The organism is Streptomyces sp. NPDC044061, from assembly GCF_056434305.1.
Genome location: NZ_JBWKFL010000016.1, coordinates 215,656 through 236,630 on the forward strand (window position 1 = coordinate 215,656; position 20,975 = coordinate 236,630).

Consider the following 20,975-nt stretch of genomic DNA (forward strand, 5'->3'; position numbering starts at 1 on the left):
TCAGTTCTTGAAGGCAACCCGCCATGTCGCCTCCTCAAACTCACATGTCTTCACCTATTGACTTCGAAACTTGAAGACATAGTCTCTGCAACGTTGCTTTTACCTTCAGGTCTCACCTGTAAGGGCTGACCCCCCACGTCGGCAGCGCTGCCGGCGGCCCGAGGAGTTGTACACGTGACCAGCACAGCGCAGGCGCCTCAGTCAGGAGCCAGGACGGCTCACCCCGAACATCTCGGGCACGTCATCTTCATCGCGGCGGCGGCCGCCATGGGCGGTTTCCTCTTCGGCTACGACAGCTCCGTGATCAACGGCGCCGTCGAGGCCATCCGCGGCCGTTACGACATCGGCTCGGCGGCCCTCGCCCAGGTCATCGCGGTCGCCCTGATCGGCTGTGCCATCGGTGCCGCGACCGCCGGCCGCATAGCCGACCGGATCGGCCGCATCCGCTGCATGCAGATAGCCGCCGTGCTGTTCACGATCAGTGCCGTCGGCTCCGCGCTGCCCTTCGCGCTGTGGGACCTCGCCTTCTGGCGCATCGTCGGCGGCTTCGCCATCGGCATGGCCTCCGTCATCGGCCCGGCCTACATCGCCGAAGTCGCCCCGCCCGCCTACCGCGGCCGCCTCGGCTCCTTCCAGCAGGCCGCGATCGTCGTCGGCATCGCCATCTCGCAGCTGGTCAACTGGGGTCTGCTGAACGCCGCCGGCGGCGACCAGCGCGGTCACCTGATGGGCCTGGAGGCCTGGCAGGTCATGCTCGGCGTCATGGTGATCCCGGCCGTCCTCTACGGCATGCTCTCCTTCGCGATCCCGGAGTCCCCGCGCTTCCTGCTCTCCGTCGGCAAGCGGGACCGCGCCAAGGAGATCCTCGCCGAGGTCGAGGGCAAGGAAGTGGACCTCGACGCCCGCGTCGCCGAGATCGAGCACGCGATGACGAGCGAGCACAAGTCCACGTTCAAGGACCTGCTCGGCGGCGGCTTCTTCTTCAGGCCGATCGTCTGGATCGGCATCGGCCTGTCCGTCTTCCAGCAGTTCGTCGGCATCAACGTCGCGTTCTACTACTCCTCGACGCTGTGGCAGTCGGTCGGTGTCGACCCGGCGGACTCGTTCTTCTACTCCTTCACGACCTCGATCATCAACATCGTGGGCACCGTCATCGCGATGATCTTCGTGGACCGCGTCGGCCGCAGGCCGCTCGCGCTCATCGGCTCGGTCGGCATGGCCGTCGGCCTCGCGCTGGAGGCCTGGGCCTTCTCCTCCCACCTGGTGGACGGCAAGCTGCCCGCCACCCAGGGCTGGGTGGCCCTGATCGCCGCCCACGTGTTCGTCCTCTTCTTCGCCCTGTCCTGGGGTGTGGTCGTCTGGGTCATGCTCGGCGAGATGTTCCCGAACAAGATCCGCGCCGCCGCCCTGGGCGTGGCCGCCGCGGCGCAGTGGATCGCCAACTGGGCCATCACCGCGAGCTTCCCGTCGCTGGCCGACTGGAACCTGTCCGGCACCTACGTGATCTACACGGTCTTCGCCGCGCTCTCCATCCCGTTCGTCCTGAAGTTCGTCAAGGAGACGAAGGGCAAGGCGCTGGAGGAGATGGGCTGAGCAGCCCCGTGAACTCGGGGAGAAGGGCCAAGTCCCCGCTGCCCTCTCCTCGTACCCCCCGCCGCCCCCGCTCCGGCCACTGCCCGGACCGGGGGCGGCGGTCCCGTACCCGCCGATCGCCGCGACCGGGTCCGGGCGGGCGCGCGGCAGCGCGATCCCGGGTCAGTCGCCCAGCGCCGGAAGCACCCGCTCCGTGAACAGCCGCAGGCTCCGCCACCCCTCCGCCACCGGCATCCCACCGGCCAGCGGATGCAGTACGAGACTGTCCGCGCCCAGCGCCGCACACTGCTCCGGTGTGAGGATCCGGTACACGCCCTCGGTGCGCAGCTCGTCCACCGTCGTGGCCGCCGACCGCACGGCCGAGCGGATCTCCCCCGACTGCCAGGAGGCGTACGTCCGGGCCTCGTGCAGGAAGTGCTCGCCGTACTCGGACCACGCCCGGTCCGGGTCCTCGGCGAGGTGCAGCAGCGGGGTCTCGGCGGCCGGCATCATCGTCCAGCCCTCGGTGCCGTACTCGGCGAGCCGCTCCTTGTAATACGCCTCCAGCTCCGGCAGGTGCGCGCTCGGGAAGAACGGCAGGCCGAGCCGGGCGGCCCGGCGGGCGGCTGCCCGGGAGGAACCTCCGACCAGCAGCAGGGGATGCGGATCGGTGTACGGGCGCGGGGTGAGCCGTACCGTACGGCCCCGGTACTCGAACTCCTCGCCGGTCCAGGCCTTCAGCAGCGTCTCCAGCAGCTCGTCCTGCAGCCGGCCCCGCCGCTTCCAGTCCACGTCGAACAGGGCGTACTCCTCGGGCCGGTAGCCGATCCCGGCCACCGTCACCAGGCGCCCGCCGCTGAGCAGATCCAGCACCGCCATCTCCTCCGCCAGCCGCAGCGGATCGTGCAGCGGGCCGATCACGGCCGACACCGTCACCGCGATGTTCCGGGTCGCCCCGAACACCGCGCCCGCGAAGGCGAACGGCGAGGGCAGCCAGTTGTTGGCGGCGCCGTGGTGCTCCTCGGTCTGCACCGTGCTGATCCCGTGCTCGTCGGCGTACGCGGCCATCTCCAGGGCGGCCCGGTAGCGGCCGGAGAGCGCGGCGGGGGTGGCGCCGGGAGCGACGAGGTTGAAACGTACGACCGTGACGGGCATGGGAAGTCCCCCTCCGGTGCGGCTCGATGGAGGGGGACGGTAGCTGACGGGATGTCAGATTGCCATGGCCGCGACACGTGCCTGCCGCGGCCGGTCTACACGCCCGCGGTCGCGGGCTCCTCGGCGGGCTCGGCGGCCTTCGCCGGGGCCGTCACCGCCGGCTTCGGCAGTGCCAGGTACAGCAGGCCGGAGATCACGACGGTGGCGACCCAGCCGAGGCCGTACTCGCCGACGACGTTGTTCTTGGCCAGCGGGCCGGTGAACCAGTCCGAGGTGGTGAACATCAGGCCCGCCACCAGTCCGATCGCCCAGGCGGCGACCGCGGCGGGGGAGAAGCCGCCCCGGTACCAGTAGGCGCTGGTGCGCGTGGTGTCCGTCATGGCCCGGCCGTCGTACTCCGTGCGGCGCAGCATGTCGGCGCCGAACACGCCGACCCAGGCGGAGAACGCCACCGCCAGCAGGGAGAGGAAGGCGATGAAGGAGCCCATGAAGCTCGTCGCCACCAGCATCAGCACGCCGCCGAAGGCCAGCGAGATCACTGCGTTGACCGAGACCGCCCAGTGCCGGGGCACCCGGAAACCGAGGGTCTGCGCGGTGAAGCCCGCCGAGTACATCGACATCGAGTTGATCAGCAGCATGCCGATCAGCGCGATCAGCAGGTACGGCACCGCGATCCACGTCGGCAGGATCTCGCCGAGGAAGGACACGGGGTCGGAGGCCGAGGCCAGGTCGGGCGTGGAGACCGCCATCACCGCACCCATGAGGACCATCGGCAGCACGACGATCCCGGCGCCGCCCACCGCCGTGCCCACGATCGCCTTCGACGACGCCGTGCGCGGCAGGTAGCGGGTGAAGTCCGGCGCCGACGGGATCCAGCTGACGCCGCCCGCGGCGATCATGCCGATACCGGTGATCACCGCGGCCGTCGAACCGGCGCCGTGGTCCGTCACCTTCGACCAGTCGGAGTTCACGGCCAGGTACACCAGGACCAGGACCGAGAAGACGCCGAAGAAATAGGTCGCGTACTTGTTGCACTTCTGGACGGCGTTGATGCCCAGCCCGGAGATCGCGAAGGTCGCGACGACGAAGACCAGCAGCATCACCATGTCCAGCACGCTGTTCGCCTTGATGCCACCCACGATGTCGAGAATGGTGAGCATCGCGTAGGCGCCGGTCACCGCGTTGATCGTCTCCCAGCCCCAGCGGGCGACCCAGATCAGCGCACCGGGCAGCAGATTGCCGCGCTGCCCGAACACCGCGCGCGACAGCGCCATGCCGGGCGCCCCGCCCCGCTTGCCCGCGATGCCGATCAGCCCGACCAGGCCGTACGACACGATCGGCGCCGCGACCGCGACGACGAGCGCCTGCCAGATGTTCAGGTGGTACGCCACCACCAGGCTCGCGCCCATGGTGAGCAGCAGCACGCTGATGTTGGCGCCGACCCAGGTCGGGAACAGCTCCCGGGTTCTGGCGGTGCGCTCGTCATCGGGTACCTGTTCGATGCCGCGTGTCTCGAGAGCGCCGTCGGTCTCGGCTGTCTTGCGCATGAAGAGAGTGCCCTAGGGGTGGGGAACGGGGGACGTGGGGACTCTACGCGCGTCGATGGAGCTCGTGCCATCGTGCTTTGATCTGACTCGCACCTGATGGCGCCCTTTGTCCATCGGAGGAAGCGACAAGCAGGGTTCCGTGGCAACCCATGGCCGATACTGGACGGGTTATGGAAACCGTCATCCTTGCTGTAGTCATCGCCGTGGTCGTGCTCGGCGCGCTCGGCGGGCTCATCATCGGCAGCCGGCGCAGGAAGCCGCTGCCCCCGCCGCCGCCCGCCGCGCCCGACATCACCGCGCCCCCGGCCGAGCCGCACGTCGGCGACGAGGCCGAGACACCGCGCGACGAACCGCGCCGGACGATCGAGGAGGTGGATCTCCCGGGCGGCCCCGCACCGGTCGTCGTGGAGGAGCCGCCGCCCGTCGGCCCCGGCCTCGAAGCTCCCGAGATCGAGATCCCGGAGCCCACCGCCGGGCGGCTGGTCCGCCTGCGCGCCCGCCTGTCACGCTCGCAGACGGCCCTGGGCAAGGGCCTGCTCACGCTGCTGTCCCGCGAGCACCTCGATGAGGACACCTGGGAGGAGATCGAGGACACGCTGCTCACCGCCGACGTCGGCGTACAGCCGACCCAGGAGCTGGTCGAGCGGCTGCGCGAGCGCGTGAAGGTGCTCGGCACCCGTACGCCCACGGAGCTGCGCGGCCTGCTGCGCGACGAGCTGCTCAAACTGGTCGGCACCGAGGCCGACCGCACCGTGAAGACCGAGCCCGAGGACCGCAAGCCCGGCATCGTGATGGTCGTCGGCGTCAACGGCACCGGCAAGACCACCACCACGGGCAAGCTCGCCCGTGTCCTGGTCGCCGACGGCCGTACCGTCGTGCTCGGCGCCGCCGACACCTTCCGTGCCGCCGCCGCCGACCAGCTCCAGACCTGGGGCGAGCGCGTCGGTGCCTACACCGTGCGCGGTCCCGAGGCCGGCGACCCCGCCTCCGTCGCCTTCGACGCGGTCAAGGAAGGCAAGGAGATGGGGGTCGACGTCGTCCTCATCGACACCGCCGGCCGCCTGCACACCAAGACCGGCCTCATGGACGAGCTGGGCAAGGTCAAGCGGGTCGTGGAGAAGCACGCGCCGCTGGACGAGGTGCTGCTGGTCCTGGACGCCACCACCGGGCAGAACGGCCTGGTGCAGGCCCGGGTGTTCGCCGAGGTCGTGGACATCACCGGCATCGTGCTGACCAAGCTGGACGGCACGGCGAAGGGCGGCATCGTGGTCGCGGTCCAGCGGGAGCTGGGCGTGCCGGTCAAGCTGATCGGGCTCGGCGAGGGCGCGGACGACCTGGCGCCGTTCGAGCCGGAGGCGTTCGTGGACGCCCTGATCGGTGACTGAGCAGCCAGGAAATCTACTCGCCTCCGTGAAGAAGCGCCCGCCTCCCAAGGTGCAGTTGGGGGACGGGCGCTTCGCCCTGTACGGCTACGGAGTGGTCATGCCCCGCGCCCGCGACCGGTGCGCCACGTACGCCAGCGTGCCGAGCAGCAGCCGGGCCGTCGGCGGCCGGGTCGCCGAGTCCAGGGCCGGCGGGCGCAGCCAGCGCACCGGGCCGAGGCCGCCCCGGTCGGAGGGCGGGGCGGTGATGCACGTGCCCGGGCCGAGACCGCGCAGGTCCAGGGCGGTCGCGTCGTCCCAGCCCATGCGGTAGAGCAGCTGGGGCAGCTCGGCGGCGGCCCCGGGGGCGACGAAGAAGTGGGCGCGGCCGTCCGGTGTCGCGGTGACCGGGCCCAGCGGGAGCCCCATCCGTTCGAGGCGGACCAGGGCGCGACGGCCGGCGGGCTCGGCGACCTCGATGACGTCGAACGCGCGGCCGACGGGCAGCATCACGGAGGCACCCGGGAACTCGGACCAGGCCTTGGTCACCTCGACCAGCGTGGCCCCGGCCGGCACCTGGGGCGCGAAGTCCAGTGGGTGCGCGCCCGGCTCGGGGCAGTCCGGACGCCCGCAGGAGCAGACGCCCGCGGCGGCCCTCGCGCCCGGCACCACGTCCCAGGCCCACAGCCCGGTGAACTCGGCGACGGCGGTGCACTCCGACGAGCGGCCGCGCCGACGCGTACCGGAGCGGATCTCGCGGATGCCGCCGATCGTGAAGCCCATGCCCCCTCCAACGGGTCCAGCGCGCCGGTGGTTACGACACGGAGCGAGACGGAAGCGGAACGTGACGCTACGGCTCCGACTTCCCTCACTCACGCAAGGACAAGGCGGCGCTCGGCGGCACCACGGGTGGCGCACCGGAGCCCGTGCGCGCCCCTGCGCGCATCACTCCACCCACTTCCGGCCGTCCTATGTCAAGTGAATCGCGAGGAGGCGACCGTGAGTTCATTCGAAGGGGTGGCGAATGGTGGCGTTTCACGGATCGCCATGGCTGGGGCAGTGATCGTAGGATTACTGTGAGTGTGCGAGGTCTGAAGGCACATGCACCCGTGGGTATGCCGGAGGCAAGTCGTCAGCTCGTTCGAAGGGTGAGAACCGGCGGACGGGAGGCCGTATTTACCGGCATTCTGATAGGGCTTGGCGCAGTCGGCGACAAGTGGTCTCAGGGATGGGGGCGTTCCAGTGGGCGGCAACGGCGGTAGCGGGACGAACGCTGACAAGCGCCCCAACGAGCTGCTGGGCTCGTGGTTCGTGCGCAGCGGCTGGTCCAAGGGCGAGCTGGCCCGTCAGGTGAACCGCAGGGCACGCCAGTTGGGCGCCAACCACATCTCCACCGACACCTCACGGGTGCGCCGCTGGCTGGACGGGGAGAACCCGCGCGAGCCGATCCCGCGGATCCTCTCCGAGCTGTTCTCCGAGCGCTTCGGCTGCGTCGTGTCCATCGAGGACCTCGGCCTGCGCGCAGCACGCCAGTCACCCTCCGCGTCCGGAGTCGACCTGCCCTGGACGGGCCCGCAGACGGTGGCCCTGCTCGGCGAGTTCTCGCGCAGCGACCTGATGCTGGCGCGGCGCGGCTTCCTCGGGACCTCGCTCGCCCTGTCCGCGGGCCCGTCCCTCATCGAGCCCATGCAGCGCTGGCTGGTGCCGACGCCCACCTCGCAGGTCCCGCCCGAGCCCGAGCCGTTCCTCGAGTCCCGCAGGCCCGGCCGGCTGTCCAAGCCCGAGCTCGACCTGCTGGAGTCCACCACGCGGATGTTCCGCCAGTGGGACGCCCAGTGCGGCGGCGGCCTGCGCCGCAAGGCGGTCGTCGGCCAGCTGCACGAGGTCACCGATCTCCTCCAGGAGCCCCAGCCCGAGGCCACCACCGGCAAGCTCTTCAAGGTGGCCGCAGAACTGGCCGAACTCGCGGGCTGGATGTCGTACGACGTCGGACTCCAGCCCACCGCGCAGAAGTACTTCGTCCTCGCCCTGCACGCCGCCAAGGAGGCCGGCGACAAACCGCTCGGCTCCTACATCCTCTCCAGCATGAGCCGCCAGATGATCCATCTGGGCCGGCCCGACGACGCCCTGGAGCTGATCCACCTCGCGCAGTACGGCAGCCGCGACTGCGCGAGCCCGCGCACCCAGTCCATGCTGTATGCGATGGAGGCCCGCGCCTACGCGAACATGGGCCAGCCCGGCAAGTGCAAGCGGGCGGTCAGGATGGCCGAGGACACCTTCGCCGAGGCCGACGAGTGGGACGAGCCGGACCCCGACTGGATCCGCTTCTTCTCCGAGGCCGAGCTGTACGGGGAGAACTCCCACTCATTCCGCGACCTCGCCTACGTCGCCGGACGCAGCCCCACCTACGCCTCGCTGGCCGAGCCGCTGATGCAGCGGGCCGTGGAGCTGTTCGCCAAGGACAGCGAGCACCAGCGGTCGTACGCGCTGAACCTGATCGGTATGGCCACCGTGCACCTGCTCCGGCGCGAGCCCGAGCGCAGCACGGACTACGCCTCGCAGGCCATGGAGATCGCCAGGAAGGTCCGCTCCGAGCGTGTGAACACTCGTATTCGAAAGACGGTCGACACGGCCGTGCGCGACTTCGGCGACCTCACCTCCGTGGCCGACCTCACCGACAAGCTCGCCGTCGACCTGCCGGAGACCGCCGAGGCCGTCTGAGCACCGCAGGACACGCATGCCCCGGCCGCGGCCGGTCCTCCCGAACTGCCCGACTCGGCTCCCCCATGCCAGGTCATCGAGAGGCCCGCCGCGGCCGGCTTTTCCGTGCCCGGAGAAGGTTGCGCCACGATAACGATCCGGCGGCCGGACATCCCGCACTTCACCGACGCGTAACACACAGGGCGCCTTCGTCACCCCGGCGAAACAACGAGGGGCTTCCACCGAAACCGCGCTGCGTCAGTCTCATGGCGCATAACCGGCCCGCCCCTCAACCGACCGGACCGCTCAGGCACCGCCCGCACGGGGCCGTACAACCGACGAGGAGACGCCGATGGCACCAGCCATCACGCTTGCCGCGGAGGCACCCAAGCTGTCGTCCGCGAACACAGGCTTCATGCTCATCTGTTCCGCCCTGGTGCTCCTCATGACCCCGGGCCTGGCCTTCTTCTACGGAGGCATGGTCCGCGTCAAGAGCACCCTCAACATGCTGATGATGAGTTTCATCAGCATGGGCATCGTCACCATTCTCTGGGTGCTCTACGGCTTCTCCCTCGCCTTCGGCACGAACAACAGCCTCATCGGCTGGAACTCCGACTGGTTCGGCCTCAGCAACATCGGGCTGACGGAGCTGTGGGACGGCTACACCATCCCGATCTTCGTCTTCATGGTCTTCCAGCTGATGTTCGCCATCATCACGCCGGCCCTGATAAGCGGCGCCCTCGCCGACCGGGTCAAGTTCTCGGCGTGGTCGCTGTTCGTCGTCCTGTGGGCCACGATCGTCTACGTGCCGGTCGCCCACTGGGTCTGGGGTGCCGACGGCTGGGCCTACAAGCTCGGCGTGATCGACTTCGCCGGTGGTACCGCGGTCCACATCAACGCCGGTGCCGGAGCCCTCGGCGTGATCCTGGTCATCGGCAAGCGCGTCGGCTTCAAGAAGGACCCGATGCGCCCGCACAGCCTCCCGCTGGTGATGCTCGGCGCCGGTCTGCTGTGGTTCGGCTGGTTCGGCTTCAACGCCGGCTCCTGGCTCGGCAACGACGACGGCGTGGGCGCGCTGATGTTCGTGAACACGCAGGTCGCGACCGCTGCCGCCATGCTGGCCTGGCTCGCCTACGAGAAGATCCGGCACGGCGCGTTCACCACCCTAGGCGCCGCCTCCGGCGCGGTCGCCGGCCTGGTCGCGATCACCCCGTCCGGTGGCGCGGTCTCCCCGCTCGGCGCGATCGCCGTCGGTGCCATCGCCGGTGTCGCCTGCGCCGCCGCCGTCGGCCTGAAGTTCAGGTTCGGCTACGACGACTCGCTCGACGTCGTCGGCGTCCACATGGTCGGCGGCATCATCGGCTCCCTGCTCATCGGCTTCTTCGCCACCGGCAAGGGCCAGTCCACCGCGACCGGCGTCTTCTACGGCGACCACTCCTTCAGCCAGCTGTGGAAGCAGTGCGCCGGTGTCGGCGCGGTCCTCGCCTACTCCCTGATCGTCTCCGCGATCCTCGCCTTCCTGCTGGACAAGACCATCGGGATGCGGGTCACCGAGGACCACGAGATCTCCGGCATCGACCAGGCCGAGCACGCCGAGACCGCATACGACTTCAGCGGCGCGGGCGGCGGAGTCATCGGCTCTGCCGCGGCCGCCCCGTCCCTGGCCGCCGCGCAGAACAAGAAGGTGGATGCATGAAGCTCATCACCGCGGTCGTGAAGCCCCACCGGCTCGACGAGATCAAGGAGGCCCTCCAGGCCTTCGGCGTCCACGGGCTGACGGTCACCGAGGCAAGCGGTTACGGTCGTCAGCGGGGCCACACCGAGGTCTACCGCGGTGCCGAGTACACCGTCGACCTGGTCCCCAAGATCCGCATCGAGGTACTGGCCGAGGACGACGACGCCGAGCAGCTGATCGAGGTCGTCGTCAAGGCGGCCCGCACCGGCAAGATCGGCGACGGCAAGGTCTGGTCGCTGCCGGTCGAGACGGCCGTACGGGTCCGCACCGGCGAGCGCGGCCCGGACGCGCTCTGACACGACAGAAGAACGGGAGTCGCTGGGTGACGGGTACGGATGTGCTGAACGAAGCGGAAGACTCGGGACCCAGCGGCTACGCGGCGGCCCGGCTGCGCCTCCTCACCGAGGGGGAGCGGTCCGGGCCGCCGCGCCGTGCCGCGCTCGCCGAGCTGACCGACAACTGGCTCGCCGGCCTGTTCACCGCGGCGGCCGAGGGGCTCAAGGGCGTCTCGCTCGTCGCAGTCGGCGGCTACGGCCGCGGCGAGCTGTCCCCGCGCAGCGACCTGGACCTGCTGCTGCTCCACGACGGGAGCGACCCCGACGCGGTCGCCGCCCTGGCCGACCGCCTCTGGTACCCCGTCTGGGACCTCGGCCTCGACCTCGACCACTCCGTGCGCACCCCGGCCGAGGCCCGCAAGACGGCCGGAGAGGATTTGAAAGTCCAACTCGGCCTCCTGGACGCCCGCCACCTCACCGGCGACCTCGGTCTCACCGCCGGACTGCGTACCGCCGTCCTGGCCGACTGGCGCAACCAGGCGCCCAAGCGCCTCCCCGAGCTCCAGGAGCTCTGCGCCGAACGTGCCGAACGCCAGGGCGAGCTGCAGTACCTCCTGGAACCCGACCTCAAGGAGGCCCGCGGCGGCCTGCGGGACGCCACCGCCCTGCGCGCCGTGGCCGCCTCCTGGCTGGCCGACGCCCCGCGCGAGGGCCTCGCGGACGCCCGTCGGCGCCTGCTCGACGTGCGGGACGCCCTGCACCTGGCCACCGGCCGGTCCACCGACCGGCTCGCCCTGCAGGAGCAGGACCAGGTGGCGGCCGAGCTGGACCTGCTGGACGCCGACACCCTGCTGCGGCAGGTGTACGAAGCGGCGCGCGTGATCTCGTACGCCAGTGATGTCACCTGGCGCGAGGTGGGGCGCGTGCTGCGCTCACGCGCCGTGCGTCCGCGCCTGCGCGCCATGCTGGGCGGCGGCAAGCCGGTCGCCGAGCGCTCCCCGCTGGCCGAGGGCGTGGTGGAGCAGGACGGCGAGGTGGTGCTCGCGCGCACCGCACGCCCCGAACGCGACCCCGTGCTCCCCTTGCGTGCCGCGGCCGCCGCCGCGCAGGCCGGACTCCCGCTCTCCCTGCACGCCGTACGGCGCATGGCCGCCACCGCACGCCCCCTGCCCGCGCCCTGGCCCGCCGAGGCACGCGAACAGCTGGTCACCCTCCTCGGATCAGGCCGTCCGACCCTCGACGTCTGGGAGGCCCTGGAGGCGGAAGGCCTGATCAGCGGGCTCCTGCCCGACTGGGAGCGGGTCCGCTGCCGCCCGCAGCGCAACGCCGTCCACATCTGGACCGTGGACCGGCACCTGATCGAGACGGCGGTCCGCGCCTCCGAGCTGACCCGCCGGGTCAGCCGCCCCGACCTGCTCCTCGTCTCCGCCCTGCTGCACGACATCGGCAAGGGCTGGCCGGGCGACCACTCCGTGGCCGGCGAGATCATCGCCAAGGACGTGGCCGCGCGGATCGGCTTCGACCGCGCGGACGTCGCCATCCTGTCGACGCTCGTACGGCACCATCTGCTGCTGATCGAGACGGCCACCCGGCGCGACCTGGACGACCCCGCGACGGTCCGCTCGGTCGCCGAGGCCGTCGGCACGCAGAGCACCCTCGAACTGCTGCACGCCCTCACCGAGGCGGACGCCCTCGCCACCGGCCCCGCGGCCTGGTCGTCCTGGCGCGGCTCCCTCGTCGCCGACCTGGTGCGGCGCGCCTCCGCCGTCCTCGCCGGGGACGCCCCCGCCGAACCCGAGCCCGCCGCGCCCACGGCCGAGCAGGAGCGTCTGGCCATCGAGGCCTTCCGCACCGGCAGCCCGGTCCTCGCGCTGCGTGCCCAGCCGGAACCGCCGGCCGAGGACGAGCCCTCCGGCGAGCCCGAGCCGCTCGGTGTGGAGCTGGTCATCGCCGTACCCGACCAGCCCGCCGTGCTGCCCGCGGTCGCCGGCGTCCTCGCCGTGCACCGCCTGACCGTCCGCACGGCCGAGCTGCGCGCCCTGCGCCTGCCCGACGACGTCGACGACGGCTCGGTCCTGCTGCTGAACTGGCGGGTCGCTGCCGAGTACGGCTCCCTGCCGCAGGCCACCCGGCTGCGCGCGGACCTGGTCCGCGCCCTGGACGGCTCGCTCGACATCGCCGGACGCCTGGCCGAGCGGGACGCGGCCTACCCGCGCCGCCGCGGCTGGGTGGCCCCGCCCCCGCGCGTGAGGGTGGCCCCGGCGGCCTCCCACCACGCCACGGTGATCGAGGTGCGGACCCAGGACGCCCCCGGACTGCTGTACCGCATCGGGATGGCCCTGGAGAAGGCCGGCGTACGGGTGCGCAGCATGCACGTCAGCACCCTCGGCGCCAACGCGGTCGACGCGTTCTACGTCACCACCGGCACGGGCGCGCCCCTGCCGGCGGAGGACGCGGCATCGCTGGCCCGGGTACTCGAGGAGACCCTGCGGGGGTGACCCTGCCCCGGTCGGTTCACCGCCGGGATACCCTGGAGGGCGATTCCCTGAAGCCATCACCGACCCCGAGGACCGCGAGCGCCGTGTTCGACACTCTCTCCGATCGCCTGTCAGCGACTTTCAAGAACCTGCGCGGCAAGGGACGGCTCTCCGAGGCGGACGTCGACGCCACCGCACGTGAGATCCGTATCGCGCTCCTCGAGGCGGACGTGGCACTGCCCGTCGTCCGCTCCTTCATCAAGAACGTGAAGGAGCGCGCGCTCGGCGTCGAGGTCTCCAGGGCGCTGAACCCGGCCCAGCAGGTCCTGAAGATCGTCAACGAGGAACTGGTCACCATCCTCGGCGGCGAGACCCGGCGGCTGCGCTTCGCCAAGCAGCCGCCCACCGTGATCATGCTGGCGGGTCTGCAGGGTGCCGGTAAGACCACCCTCGCGGGCAAGCTCGGCAAGTGGCTGAAGGACCAGGGCCACTCGCCGCTGCTGGTCGCCGCCGACCTCCAGCGCCCCAACGCCGTCAACCAGCTGAGCGTCGTCGCCGAGCGCGCCGGCGTCGCCGTCTACGCCCCGGAGCCGGGCAACGGCGTGGGCGACCCGGTCAAGGTCGCCAAGGACTCCATCGACTTCGCGAAGTCCAAGGTCCACGACATCGTGATCGTGGACACCGCCGGCCGTCTCGGCATCGACCAGGAGATGATGCAGCAGGCCGCGGACATCCGCGACGCGGTCTCCCCGGACGAGATCCTGTTCGTCGTCGACGCGATGATCGGTCAGGACGCCGTCAACACCGCCGAGGCCTTCCGTGACGGCGTCGGCTTCGACGGCGTTGTGCTCGCCAAGCTCGACGGTGACGCCCGCGGCGGTGCGGCCCTCTCGATCCGCCAGATCACCGGCAAGCCGATCATGTTCGCGTCGAACGGCGAGAAGCTCGACGACTTCGACGCGTTCCACCCGGACCGGATGGCCTCCCGCATCCTCGACATGGGTGACCTGCTCACCCTGATCGAGCAGGCGGAGAAGACGTTCAGCCAGGAAGAGGCCCAGAAGATGGCCTCGAAGCTGGCGTCCAAGAAGGGCCAGGACTTCACCCTGGACGACTTCCTGGCCCAGATGGAGCAGGTCAGGAAGATGGGCTCCATCTCCAAGCTGCTCGGCATGCTCCCGGGCATGGGCCAGATCAAGGACCAGATCAACAACCTGGACGAGCGGGACGTCGACCGCACCGCCGCGATCATCAAGTCGATGACCCCGGTTGAGCGCCAGGACCCGACGATCATCAACGGCTCCCGGCGCGCCCGTATCGCCAAGGGTTCCGGTGTCGAGGTCAGCGCGGTCAAGAACCTGGTCGAGCGGTTCTTCGAGGCCCGCAAGATGATGTCCCGCATGGCCCAGGGCGGCGGCATGCCCGGCATGCCGGGGATCCCGGGCATGGGCGGCGGTCCCGGCCGGACCAAGAAGCAGCCGAAGAAGGCCAAGGGCAAGCAGCGCTCCGGCAACCCGATGAAGCGCAAGCAGCAGGAGCTGGAGGAGGCGCAGCGCCGCGAGGCGGCCGCTCAGGGCGGCAACGCCTTCGGGCTGCCGCAGCAGGGCGGTCAGGACTTCGAGCTGCCGGACGAGTTCAAGAAGTTCATGGGCTGACCCGTCCGAAGCCGCAGGACACCGAGGGCGCTCCCCGGCGAGGGGGGGCGCCCTCAGCGCGTGCCGTGGTCTGCCATGTGCCGTAACGTCCAGGTATGAGCAATGCGGCGCCCCCACGCAAGGCCCCTGACCAGCCGTGGCGCGCCGAGGGCACCCCGGACGAGTCGCCCCGGCGGACCGGGGGCCAGAGGCTGCGCGGCGGCAAGTGGTGGGGCCTGCTCGTCACAGCGGTGATCGTGTTCCTGCTGGCCTACATCGGCCTGAACTACCTCGGCCAGGGCAACGAGCCGACGATCTCCTACACGGAGTTCAGCAGGGAGGTCGGCGACGGCAACGTCGCCAAGATCTACTCCAAGGGCGACGCGATCCAGGGGGAGCTCAGGAGCCCCCGCGCCAACCCCGAGGGCGGCGGCACGTACACCAAGTTCAAGACGCAGCGCCCGGCCTTCGCGGACGACAGGCTGTGGCAGAACCTGAGCAGTCACGGCGTCACGGTCACCGCCCGGCCGGTGGTGCAGGAACGCAGCTTCCTGTCCAACCTGCTGATCTCCCTCGTTCCGATCGTGCTCCTGGTCGCGGTATGGATCTTCTTCGCGCGGCGGATCGGCGGCGGCGGCGGTCTGGGCGGCGCGGCCGGCATGTTCGGCCGCAAACCACCGCCCAAACCGGTGGGGCTGCAGCCGGGCACCGGTCGCACGACCTTCGCTGACGTGGCCGGCATCGACGAGGTCAAGGGCGAACTGGACGACGTCGTCGACTTCCTGGAGCACCCCGACCTCTACCGCGCGATGGGCGCCAAGCTGCCCCGCGGTGTGCTGCTCGCGGGGCCGCCCGGCACCGGCAAGACCCTGCTGGCCCGCGCGGTCGCCGGTGAGGCCGGAGTGCCGTTCTTCTCCGCCTCGGCGTCCGAGTTCATCGAGATGATCGTCGGTGTGGGCGCGTCCCGGGTCCGCGAGCTGTTCGCCGAGGCCCGCAAGGTGGCGCCGTCGATCATCTTCATCGACGAGATCGACACCATCGGACGGGCGCGCGGCGGCAGCGCCTCCATGAGCGGTCACGACGAGCGTGAGCAGACCCTGAACCAGATCCTCACCGAGATGGACGGCTTCTCCGGCTCCGAGGGCGTGATCGTCATCGCCGCGACCAACCGCGCGGACATCCTGGACCCGGCGCTGACCCGGCCCGGCCGCTTCGACCGGGTGGTCAACGTGGCCCCGCCGGACCGCGGTGGCCGGGAGTCGATCCTGCGGATCCACACCCGGGAGATCCCGCTCGCCCCCGACGTGGACCTGACCCAGCTGGCACGCGTGACCCCTGGTATGACAGGTGCGGATCTGGCCAATCTCGCCAACGAGGCCGCTCTGCTGGCGGTCAAGCGCAAGCAGCCGCAGGTCACCGGCGCCGACCTGTCCGAGGCGCTGGAGAAGGTCCAGCTGGGTGCCGAGCGCACCCTGATCATGCCCGAGGAGGACCGCCGGCGCACCGCGTATCACGAGAGCGGGCACGCCCTCCTCGGCATGCTGCAACCCGGCGCCGACCCCGTCCGCAAGATCACCATCGTGCCGCGCGGCCGGGCGCTCGGGGTCACGATGTCCACGCCCGAGGTGGAGCGGTACGCGCACTCGGAGGAGTACCTGCGCGGCCGCATCATCGGCGCCCTCGGCGGGATGGCGGCGGAGGACGTCGTCTACGGAGTCGTCACCACGGGCGCCGAGAACGACCTCGAACAGGTCACCAACATCGCACGCGGGATGGTGGCCCGCTGGGGCATGAGCGAGCGCGTCGGCCGCCTGTCCGCCCTACCGAGCGACGCCCAGCAGGCGTACGGCCTCGCGGCCGCCCCGCACACCCTCGACGTGATCGACGGCGAGATGCGCCGCATCGTCGACGAGTGCTACGAGGAGGCCCTGCGCAAACTCCACGACCACCGCGGCCGGCTCGACGCACTGGCCCAGGCGCTCCTGGAGAACGAGACACTGGAGGAGGCGGAGGCGTACCGCATCGCCGGAATCAGCCGCCTCACCAAGAGCGACGAAGAGGCGTAGGGCCCGCCCGTCAGTTCCCTAGGGCACGCGGGCGATCAGGTAGCGGAACACGTTCGGCATCCACACGGTGCCGTCCTCGCCCCGGTACGGATGCAGCGCCTCCGTCAGCTCCTTGTCCACCTGCTTGCGGTCGGTCGCCGCGATCGCCGCGTCGAACAGGCCCGTCGAAAGCAGCCCGCGTGCGGCGCTGTCGGCATCGGCGTACCCGAACGGGCAGGCCACCCGCCCCGAGCCGTCCGGCTTCAGCCCGGCCCGCTGGGCGACGTCCTCCAGGTCGTCCCGGCGGGCGGGGCGCCAGCGGCCGGCGCCGCGCAGCGGATCGCCCAGTTTCGTCGCCACCCGCAGCACCGAGGAGGTGGCACAGCGCTCGGGCGGCCCCCAGCCGGCCAGCACCACGGCCGCCCCGTGCCCGGCCCGCGGCAGCGCGGCCGCCAGCAGCTCGCCGATCCCCTCGGAGTCGCCCGCCAGACAGCCGATCGGCTCGAAGACGGTCACCAGGGTGTACGCGGGCGTCTCCGCGTCGGCCGCGTCCCCCGGTAACCCGTCGACGAGCCGTGCGCGCCTCCGCGCGCGCGTGCCGCGCGGAACGTCCGGAAGCAGGCGCTCGCGCGCGAGGGCGAGCCGTTCGGGGGAGGGGTCGACACCGGTGACCGACGCCCCTCTGGAGAGCGCCATCAGCAGGGCGAGCCCGGAGCCGCAGCGAAGGCCCAGCAGCCGGGTGGCCGGGCCCACTTCAAGTCGCTCGTGGACGGTCTCGTAGAGCGGCACCAGCATCCGCTCCTGGATCTCGGACCAGTCACGCGCGCGTGCGCACAGGTTCACGCGGGGAGGTACGGAACCCGCGTGAGACAGGTGTTCCCGCACGAGCGTAGGTGTCATAGGTAAGCGCCCCATTCCGCCGACAGTTCGCCGCAGTGCCCGATTGCGTGGCCCCCGTGCCGTGCGCTCGCACTATCCACGTATGCCAGGTAACTCCCGGCTCGCGGTGCCGTCCAGGGGTCGTGGCGCCCCGCTTGGAGGCAGCGCGCGTGTGTGGCGAGATTTCACATCCACGCAACCTGGGGGACGGCCCGGAGGCCGGGGCCCGAGCAGGCGCGCGGTAACGTCCCCGTCGTCCCGGGCGCTGAGAGAGACAGCGGCCCTTCCGTGAGAGCGACCGAAACGCCTCTTGCGCATCCAGTGATCACAGCCGTGTCGAGGCCTACAGGCCGGGTCGTACGTCAGACTACGCACCGGCTTGGTACGAGCTGTGAGGCTTCTCCGCAGATCAGCGCACCCGCCCTCGTCAGGACGCATCAGCGGCAACTGACGGGTACGTGCAAATTATTTGGGATGCCCCGGAATAGGAACACAGCGGCACCCCCGCTCGTTGTCATTACGTGAGCACGACACAGACACCACCTGTTCTCGCCGCAGAGCTGGCGCAGGCGTGGGCCGACATTCAGCGGTACCACCCCGAGCTGCCGGACCTTGCCGCGCCAGAGTCCCTGATCGGGGAGTCGTCGTCCGCGTGCGGTCACGAACTCTCCTTCGAGCGACTGCTTCACGAGGCAGTCCACGGCATCGCCGCCGCCCGCGGAGTCCGCGACACCTCGCGCGCCGGCCGCTACCACAACCGCCGATTCCTCGCCATCGCCGAGGAGCTGGGCCTGGACCACCCCGAGGAACCGCACCCGAGCAGCGGTTTCTCACTGGTCACGCTCAACCCCGAGGCGAAGCGGCGCTACCGCCCGACCATCGAGCGGCTCCAGCGCGCCCTGAAGGCCCACACCGTGGCCACGTCCGCCGACACCACCCGTACGTTCCGCGGCCCGGCCGCCCGGCACGGCTCCTCCGGTGGCGGCGTCCGTGTGAAGGCGGTCTGCGACTGCGGCCGCAACGTCCGGGTGGTCCCGTCGGTCCTGGCCCAGGCCCCCATCGTGTGCGGCGGCTGCGGCAAGCCGTTCCGCATCCCGGAGGTCGTGGGAGCGGCGGCGGGCTAGGGGTACGGCTGCTCGTGGCAGCCGTACCCGGCCTCCCCGCCGGGGCTCGCGCACCCGACGTACGGTCACCTCCACGCCGGGTGCCTCCCTGGCATGCCCAAGATCACCCGCCCCCCTCGGCCAAGACCGACCCGCCGGGTATGGCACAATGGCTAGCTGTACTCGACAGCCGCACAGGACCCCTCTCTCCTCCGGCTGACGCGTCCATCGGGCACTCGGGTACCGCAACCCCACGCGGCAGTCTCGCCGTGCCCAACCACGTCAAATCCAGGAGAATCCACTCCCGTGGCAGTCAAGATCAAGCTGAAGCGTCTGGGCAAGATCCGTTCGCCTCACTACCGCATCGTCGTCGCCGACTCCCGTACCCGCCGTGACGGCCGGGCCATCGAGGAGATCGGCAAGTACCACCCGACCTACAACCCGTCGGTCATCGAGGTGGACGCCGAGCGCGTGGCGTACTGGCTGGGTGTCGGCGCGCAGCCGACCGAGCCCGTCCTCGCCATCCTGAAGAAGACCGGCGACTGGCAGAAGTTCAAGGGCGAGCCGGCCCCCGCGCCGCTGCTCGTCGCGGAGCCGAAGGCCACGCGTCCGTCGTTCGAGGCTCTCGGTGGTGACGACGAGGGCAAGGGTGAGGCGATCACCCAGAAGAAGAAGGCCGAGAAGAAGGACGAGGCCGCTGCCGAGTCCTCCGAGTCGACCGAGGCCTGAGCAGCATGCTCGAAGAGGCGCTTGAGCACCTCGTGAAGGGCATCGTCGACAACCCTGACGATGTGCAGGTCGCCTCGCGCGACCTGCGCCGCGGGCGCGTGCTGGAGGTCCGGGTGCACCCCGACGACCTCGGCAAGGTGATCGGCCGCAACGGCCGCACCGCGCGTGCTCTGCGTACCGTCGTGGGCGCCATCGGCGGCCGCGGTGTCCGTGTCGACCTCGTCGACGTGGACCACGTCCGCTGACGCTTCATCGCAACCGGCTCGGGCCGGGGAGGGCCACTGGGCCGTCCCCGGCCCGTAGTCGTACGACAGGAGATCTGTACACGTGCAGCTGGTAGTCGCGCGGATCGGCCGTGCCCATGGCATCAAGGGCGAGGTCACCGTCGAGGTACGTACCGACGAGCCGGAGCTGCGGCTCGCCCCGGGCGCCGTCCTGGCCACCGACCCGGCCACGGCCGGACCCCTCACCATCGCCACCGGCCGCGTCCACAGCGGCCGCCTCCTGCTGCGCTTCGAGGGCGTCGGCGACCGCAACGCCGCCGAGGCCCTGCGCAACATCCTCCTGATCGCCGAGATCGACCCCGAGGAACTCCCCGAGGGCGAGGACGAGTACTACGACCACCAGCTCATCGACCTCGACGTGGTCACCGAGGACGGCACGGAGGTCGGCCGGATCACCGAGATCTCGCACCTGCCCTCCCAGGACCTCTTCATCGTGGAGCGCCCGGACGGCAGTGAGGTGCTGATCCCCTTCGTCGAGCAGATCGTCACCGAGATCGACCTCGAGGAGCAGAAGGCCGTCATCGCGCCCCCGCCCGGCCTGATCGACGACCAGGCCGAGATCGCCTCGTCCCGCGACGTCGAGGACGAGTCGTAATGCGCCTCGACGTCCTCACGATCTTCCCCGAGTACCTGGAGCCCCTGAACGTCTCCCTCGTCGGCAAGGCACGCGCGCGTGGGCAGCTGAACGTCCACGTCCACGACCTGCGGAACTGGACGTACGACCGGCACAACACGGTCGACGACACGCCGTACGGCGGCGGCCCCGGCATGGTCATGAAGACCGGTCCCTGGGGCGACGCCCTCGACACGGTCCTCGCCGAGGGCTACGAGACCGGCGCCCGGGGCCCCGCGCTGATCGTCCCCACCCCGAGCGGCCGCCCCTTCACCCAGGAACTGGCCGTCGAGCTCTCCGAGCGCCCCTGGCTGATCTTCACGCCGGCCCGCTACGAGGGCATCGACCGGCGCGTCATGGACGAGTACGCCACCCGCATGCCCGTCCACGAGGTCTCCATCGGCGACTACGTGCTCGCCGGCGGCGAGGCGGCCGTACTGGTGATCACCGAGGCCGTGGCCAGGCTGCTGCCCGGCGTCCTCGGCAACGCCGAGTCCCACCGGGACGACTCCTTCGCGCCCGGCGCGATGGCCGGCCTGCTGGAAGGCCCCGTCTACACCAAGCCGCCCGTCTGGCGCGGCCGGGACATCCCGGACGTGCTGCTCAGCGGCCACCACGGCAGGATCGCCCGCTGGCGCCGCGACGAGGCCCTCAGGCGCACCACGCTGAACCGCCCCGACCTGATCGAGCGCTGCGACCCCAAGGCCTTCGACAAGAAGGACCGCGAGATGCTGTCCATCCTGGGCTGGGCGCCGGACCCCGAGGGGGAGCCGTACGGCCGATTTTGGCGCCGGGCCGAGGGCATGGAAGAATAGACCGCTGTTGTGCGTCCGTCCGGCGTGCGCCCCTGCCACAGGGGGACACGA

The 20,975-nt window shown here is 70.8% G+C and carries 17 protein-coding genes; 13 read left to right on the forward strand and 4 right to left on the reverse strand.

Annotated features, from left to right (window positions below; translation table 11 throughout):
• The first annotated feature begins 174 nt into the window (after positions 1-174).
• Positions 175-1,593, forward strand: coding sequence for a sugar porter family MFS transporter (locus AC07CM_RS26675; RefSeq protein ID WP_478878958.1), 1,419 nt, complete (start codon positions 175-177; stop codon positions 1,591-1,593).
• A gap of 162 nt (positions 1,594-1,755) precedes the next feature.
• Here AC07CM_RS26675 and AC07CM_RS26680 read toward each other — a convergent pair whose 3' ends face one another.
• The gene (locus AC07CM_RS26680; RefSeq protein ID WP_478878959.1) at positions 1,756-2,727 is read right to left on the reverse strand and encodes an LLM class flavin-dependent oxidoreductase; all 972 of its coding nucleotides are present in this window, start codon (positions 2,725-2,727) and stop codon (positions 1,756-1,758) included.
• A gap of 95 nt (positions 2,728-2,822) precedes the next feature.
• Entirely contained in the window at positions 2,823-4,274 is a 1,452-nt protein-coding gene (locus tag AC07CM_RS26685; RefSeq protein WP_478878960.1) for a cytosine permease, read from the reverse strand.
• Positions 4,275-4,444: 170 nt separating this feature from the next.
• Between AC07CM_RS26685 and ftsY the strand changes: the two genes are divergently transcribed.
• Positions 4,445-5,659, forward strand: a complete 1,215-nt coding sequence (gene ftsY / locus AC07CM_RS26690; protein WP_478878961.1) for a signal recognition particle-docking protein FtsY — start codon at positions 4,445-4,447, stop codon at positions 5,657-5,659.
• 84 nt (positions 5,660-5,743) lie between these two features.
• Here ftsY and AC07CM_RS26695 read toward each other — a convergent pair whose 3' ends face one another.
• Positions 5,744-6,418 (reverse strand): bifunctional DNA primase/polymerase, encoded by a 675-nt coding sequence (locus AC07CM_RS26695; protein ID WP_478878962.1) that lies wholly within the window; start codon positions 6,416-6,418, stop codon positions 5,744-5,746.
• A 459-nt stretch (positions 6,419-6,877) separates the two neighbouring features.
• Here AC07CM_RS26695 and nsdA point away from each other — a divergent pair, with 459 nt between their 5' ends.
• The 6 genes from nsdA (at position 6,878) to ftsH (ending at position 16,522) form a co-directional block, all read left to right on the forward strand.
• Entirely contained in the window at positions 6,878-8,356 is a 1,479-nt protein-coding gene (gene nsdA / locus AC07CM_RS26700; RefSeq protein ID WP_478878963.1) for a transcriptional repressor NsdA, read from the forward strand.
• 331 nt (positions 8,357-8,687) lie between these two features.
• Complete coding sequence (locus AC07CM_RS26705) at positions 8,688-10,031, forward strand: ammonium transporter (protein WP_478878964.1); 1,344 nt, start codon at positions 8,688-8,690, stop codon at positions 10,029-10,031.
• Positions 10,028-10,366, forward strand: a complete 339-nt coding sequence (locus AC07CM_RS26710) for a P-II family nitrogen regulator (protein WP_039656487.1) — start codon at positions 10,028-10,030, stop codon at positions 10,364-10,366. The genes AC07CM_RS26705 and AC07CM_RS26710 overlap by 4 nt, the downstream gene beginning before the upstream one ends.
• 26 nt (positions 10,367-10,392) lie before the next feature.
• Positions 10,393-12,843, forward strand: a complete 2,451-nt coding sequence (locus tag AC07CM_RS26715) for a [protein-PII] uridylyltransferase (protein WP_478878965.1) — start codon at positions 10,393-10,395, stop codon at positions 12,841-12,843.
• 83 nt (positions 12,844-12,926) lie between these two features.
• On the forward strand, positions 12,927-14,477 hold the full coding sequence (ffh, locus tag AC07CM_RS26720; protein WP_478878966.1) for a signal recognition particle protein: 1,551 nt from the start codon (positions 12,927-12,929) through the stop codon (positions 14,475-14,477).
• Positions 14,478-14,572: 95 nt separating this feature from the next.
• Positions 14,573-16,522: an ATP-dependent zinc metalloprotease FtsH gene (gene ftsH, locus AC07CM_RS26725; protein WP_478878967.1), complete on the forward strand. Its 1,950-nt coding sequence runs from the start codon at positions 14,573-14,575 to the stop codon at positions 16,520-16,522.
• 18 nt (positions 16,523-16,540) lie between these two features.
• Here ftsH and AC07CM_RS26730 read toward each other — a convergent pair whose 3' ends face one another.
• A complete protein-coding gene (locus AC07CM_RS26730) occupies positions 16,541-17,401 on the reverse strand; it encodes a class I SAM-dependent methyltransferase (protein ID WP_478878968.1) in 861 nt (286 codons plus the stop codon).
• A gap of 500 nt (positions 17,402-17,901) precedes the next feature.
• Between AC07CM_RS26730 and AC07CM_RS26735 the strand changes: the two genes are divergently transcribed.
• The 5 genes from AC07CM_RS26735 to trmD all read left to right on the forward strand — a co-directional run bounded on the left by AC07CM_RS26735 (position 17,902) and on the right by trmD (position 20,924).
• Positions 17,902-18,504, forward strand: coding sequence for a hypothetical protein (locus tag AC07CM_RS26735; RefSeq protein ID WP_478878969.1), 603 nt, complete (start codon positions 17,902-17,904; stop codon positions 18,502-18,504).
• Positions 18,505-18,789: 285 nt separating this feature from the next.
• A complete protein-coding gene (rpsP, locus tag AC07CM_RS26740; protein ID WP_478878970.1) occupies positions 18,790-19,212 on the forward strand; it encodes a 30S ribosomal protein S16 in 423 nt (140 codons plus the stop codon).
• Positions 19,213-19,217: 5 nt separating this feature from the next.
• Positions 19,218-19,457 (forward strand): RNA-binding protein, encoded by a 240-nt coding sequence (locus tag AC07CM_RS26745; protein WP_005479813.1) that lies wholly within the window; start codon positions 19,218-19,220, stop codon positions 19,455-19,457.
• An 82-nt stretch (positions 19,458-19,539) separates the two neighbouring features.
• Positions 19,540-20,091 (forward strand): ribosome maturation factor RimM, encoded by a 552-nt coding sequence (rimM, locus tag AC07CM_RS26750; protein WP_478878971.1) that lies wholly within the window; start codon positions 19,540-19,542, stop codon positions 20,089-20,091.
• Positions 20,091-20,924 (forward strand): tRNA (guanosine(37)-N1)-methyltransferase TrmD, encoded by an 834-nt coding sequence (gene trmD / locus AC07CM_RS26755; RefSeq protein ID WP_478878972.1) that lies wholly within the window; start codon positions 20,091-20,093, stop codon positions 20,922-20,924. Before rimM ends, trmD begins: the two co-directional genes overlap by 1 nt.
• Positions 20,925-20,975 lie beyond the last annotated feature (51 nt).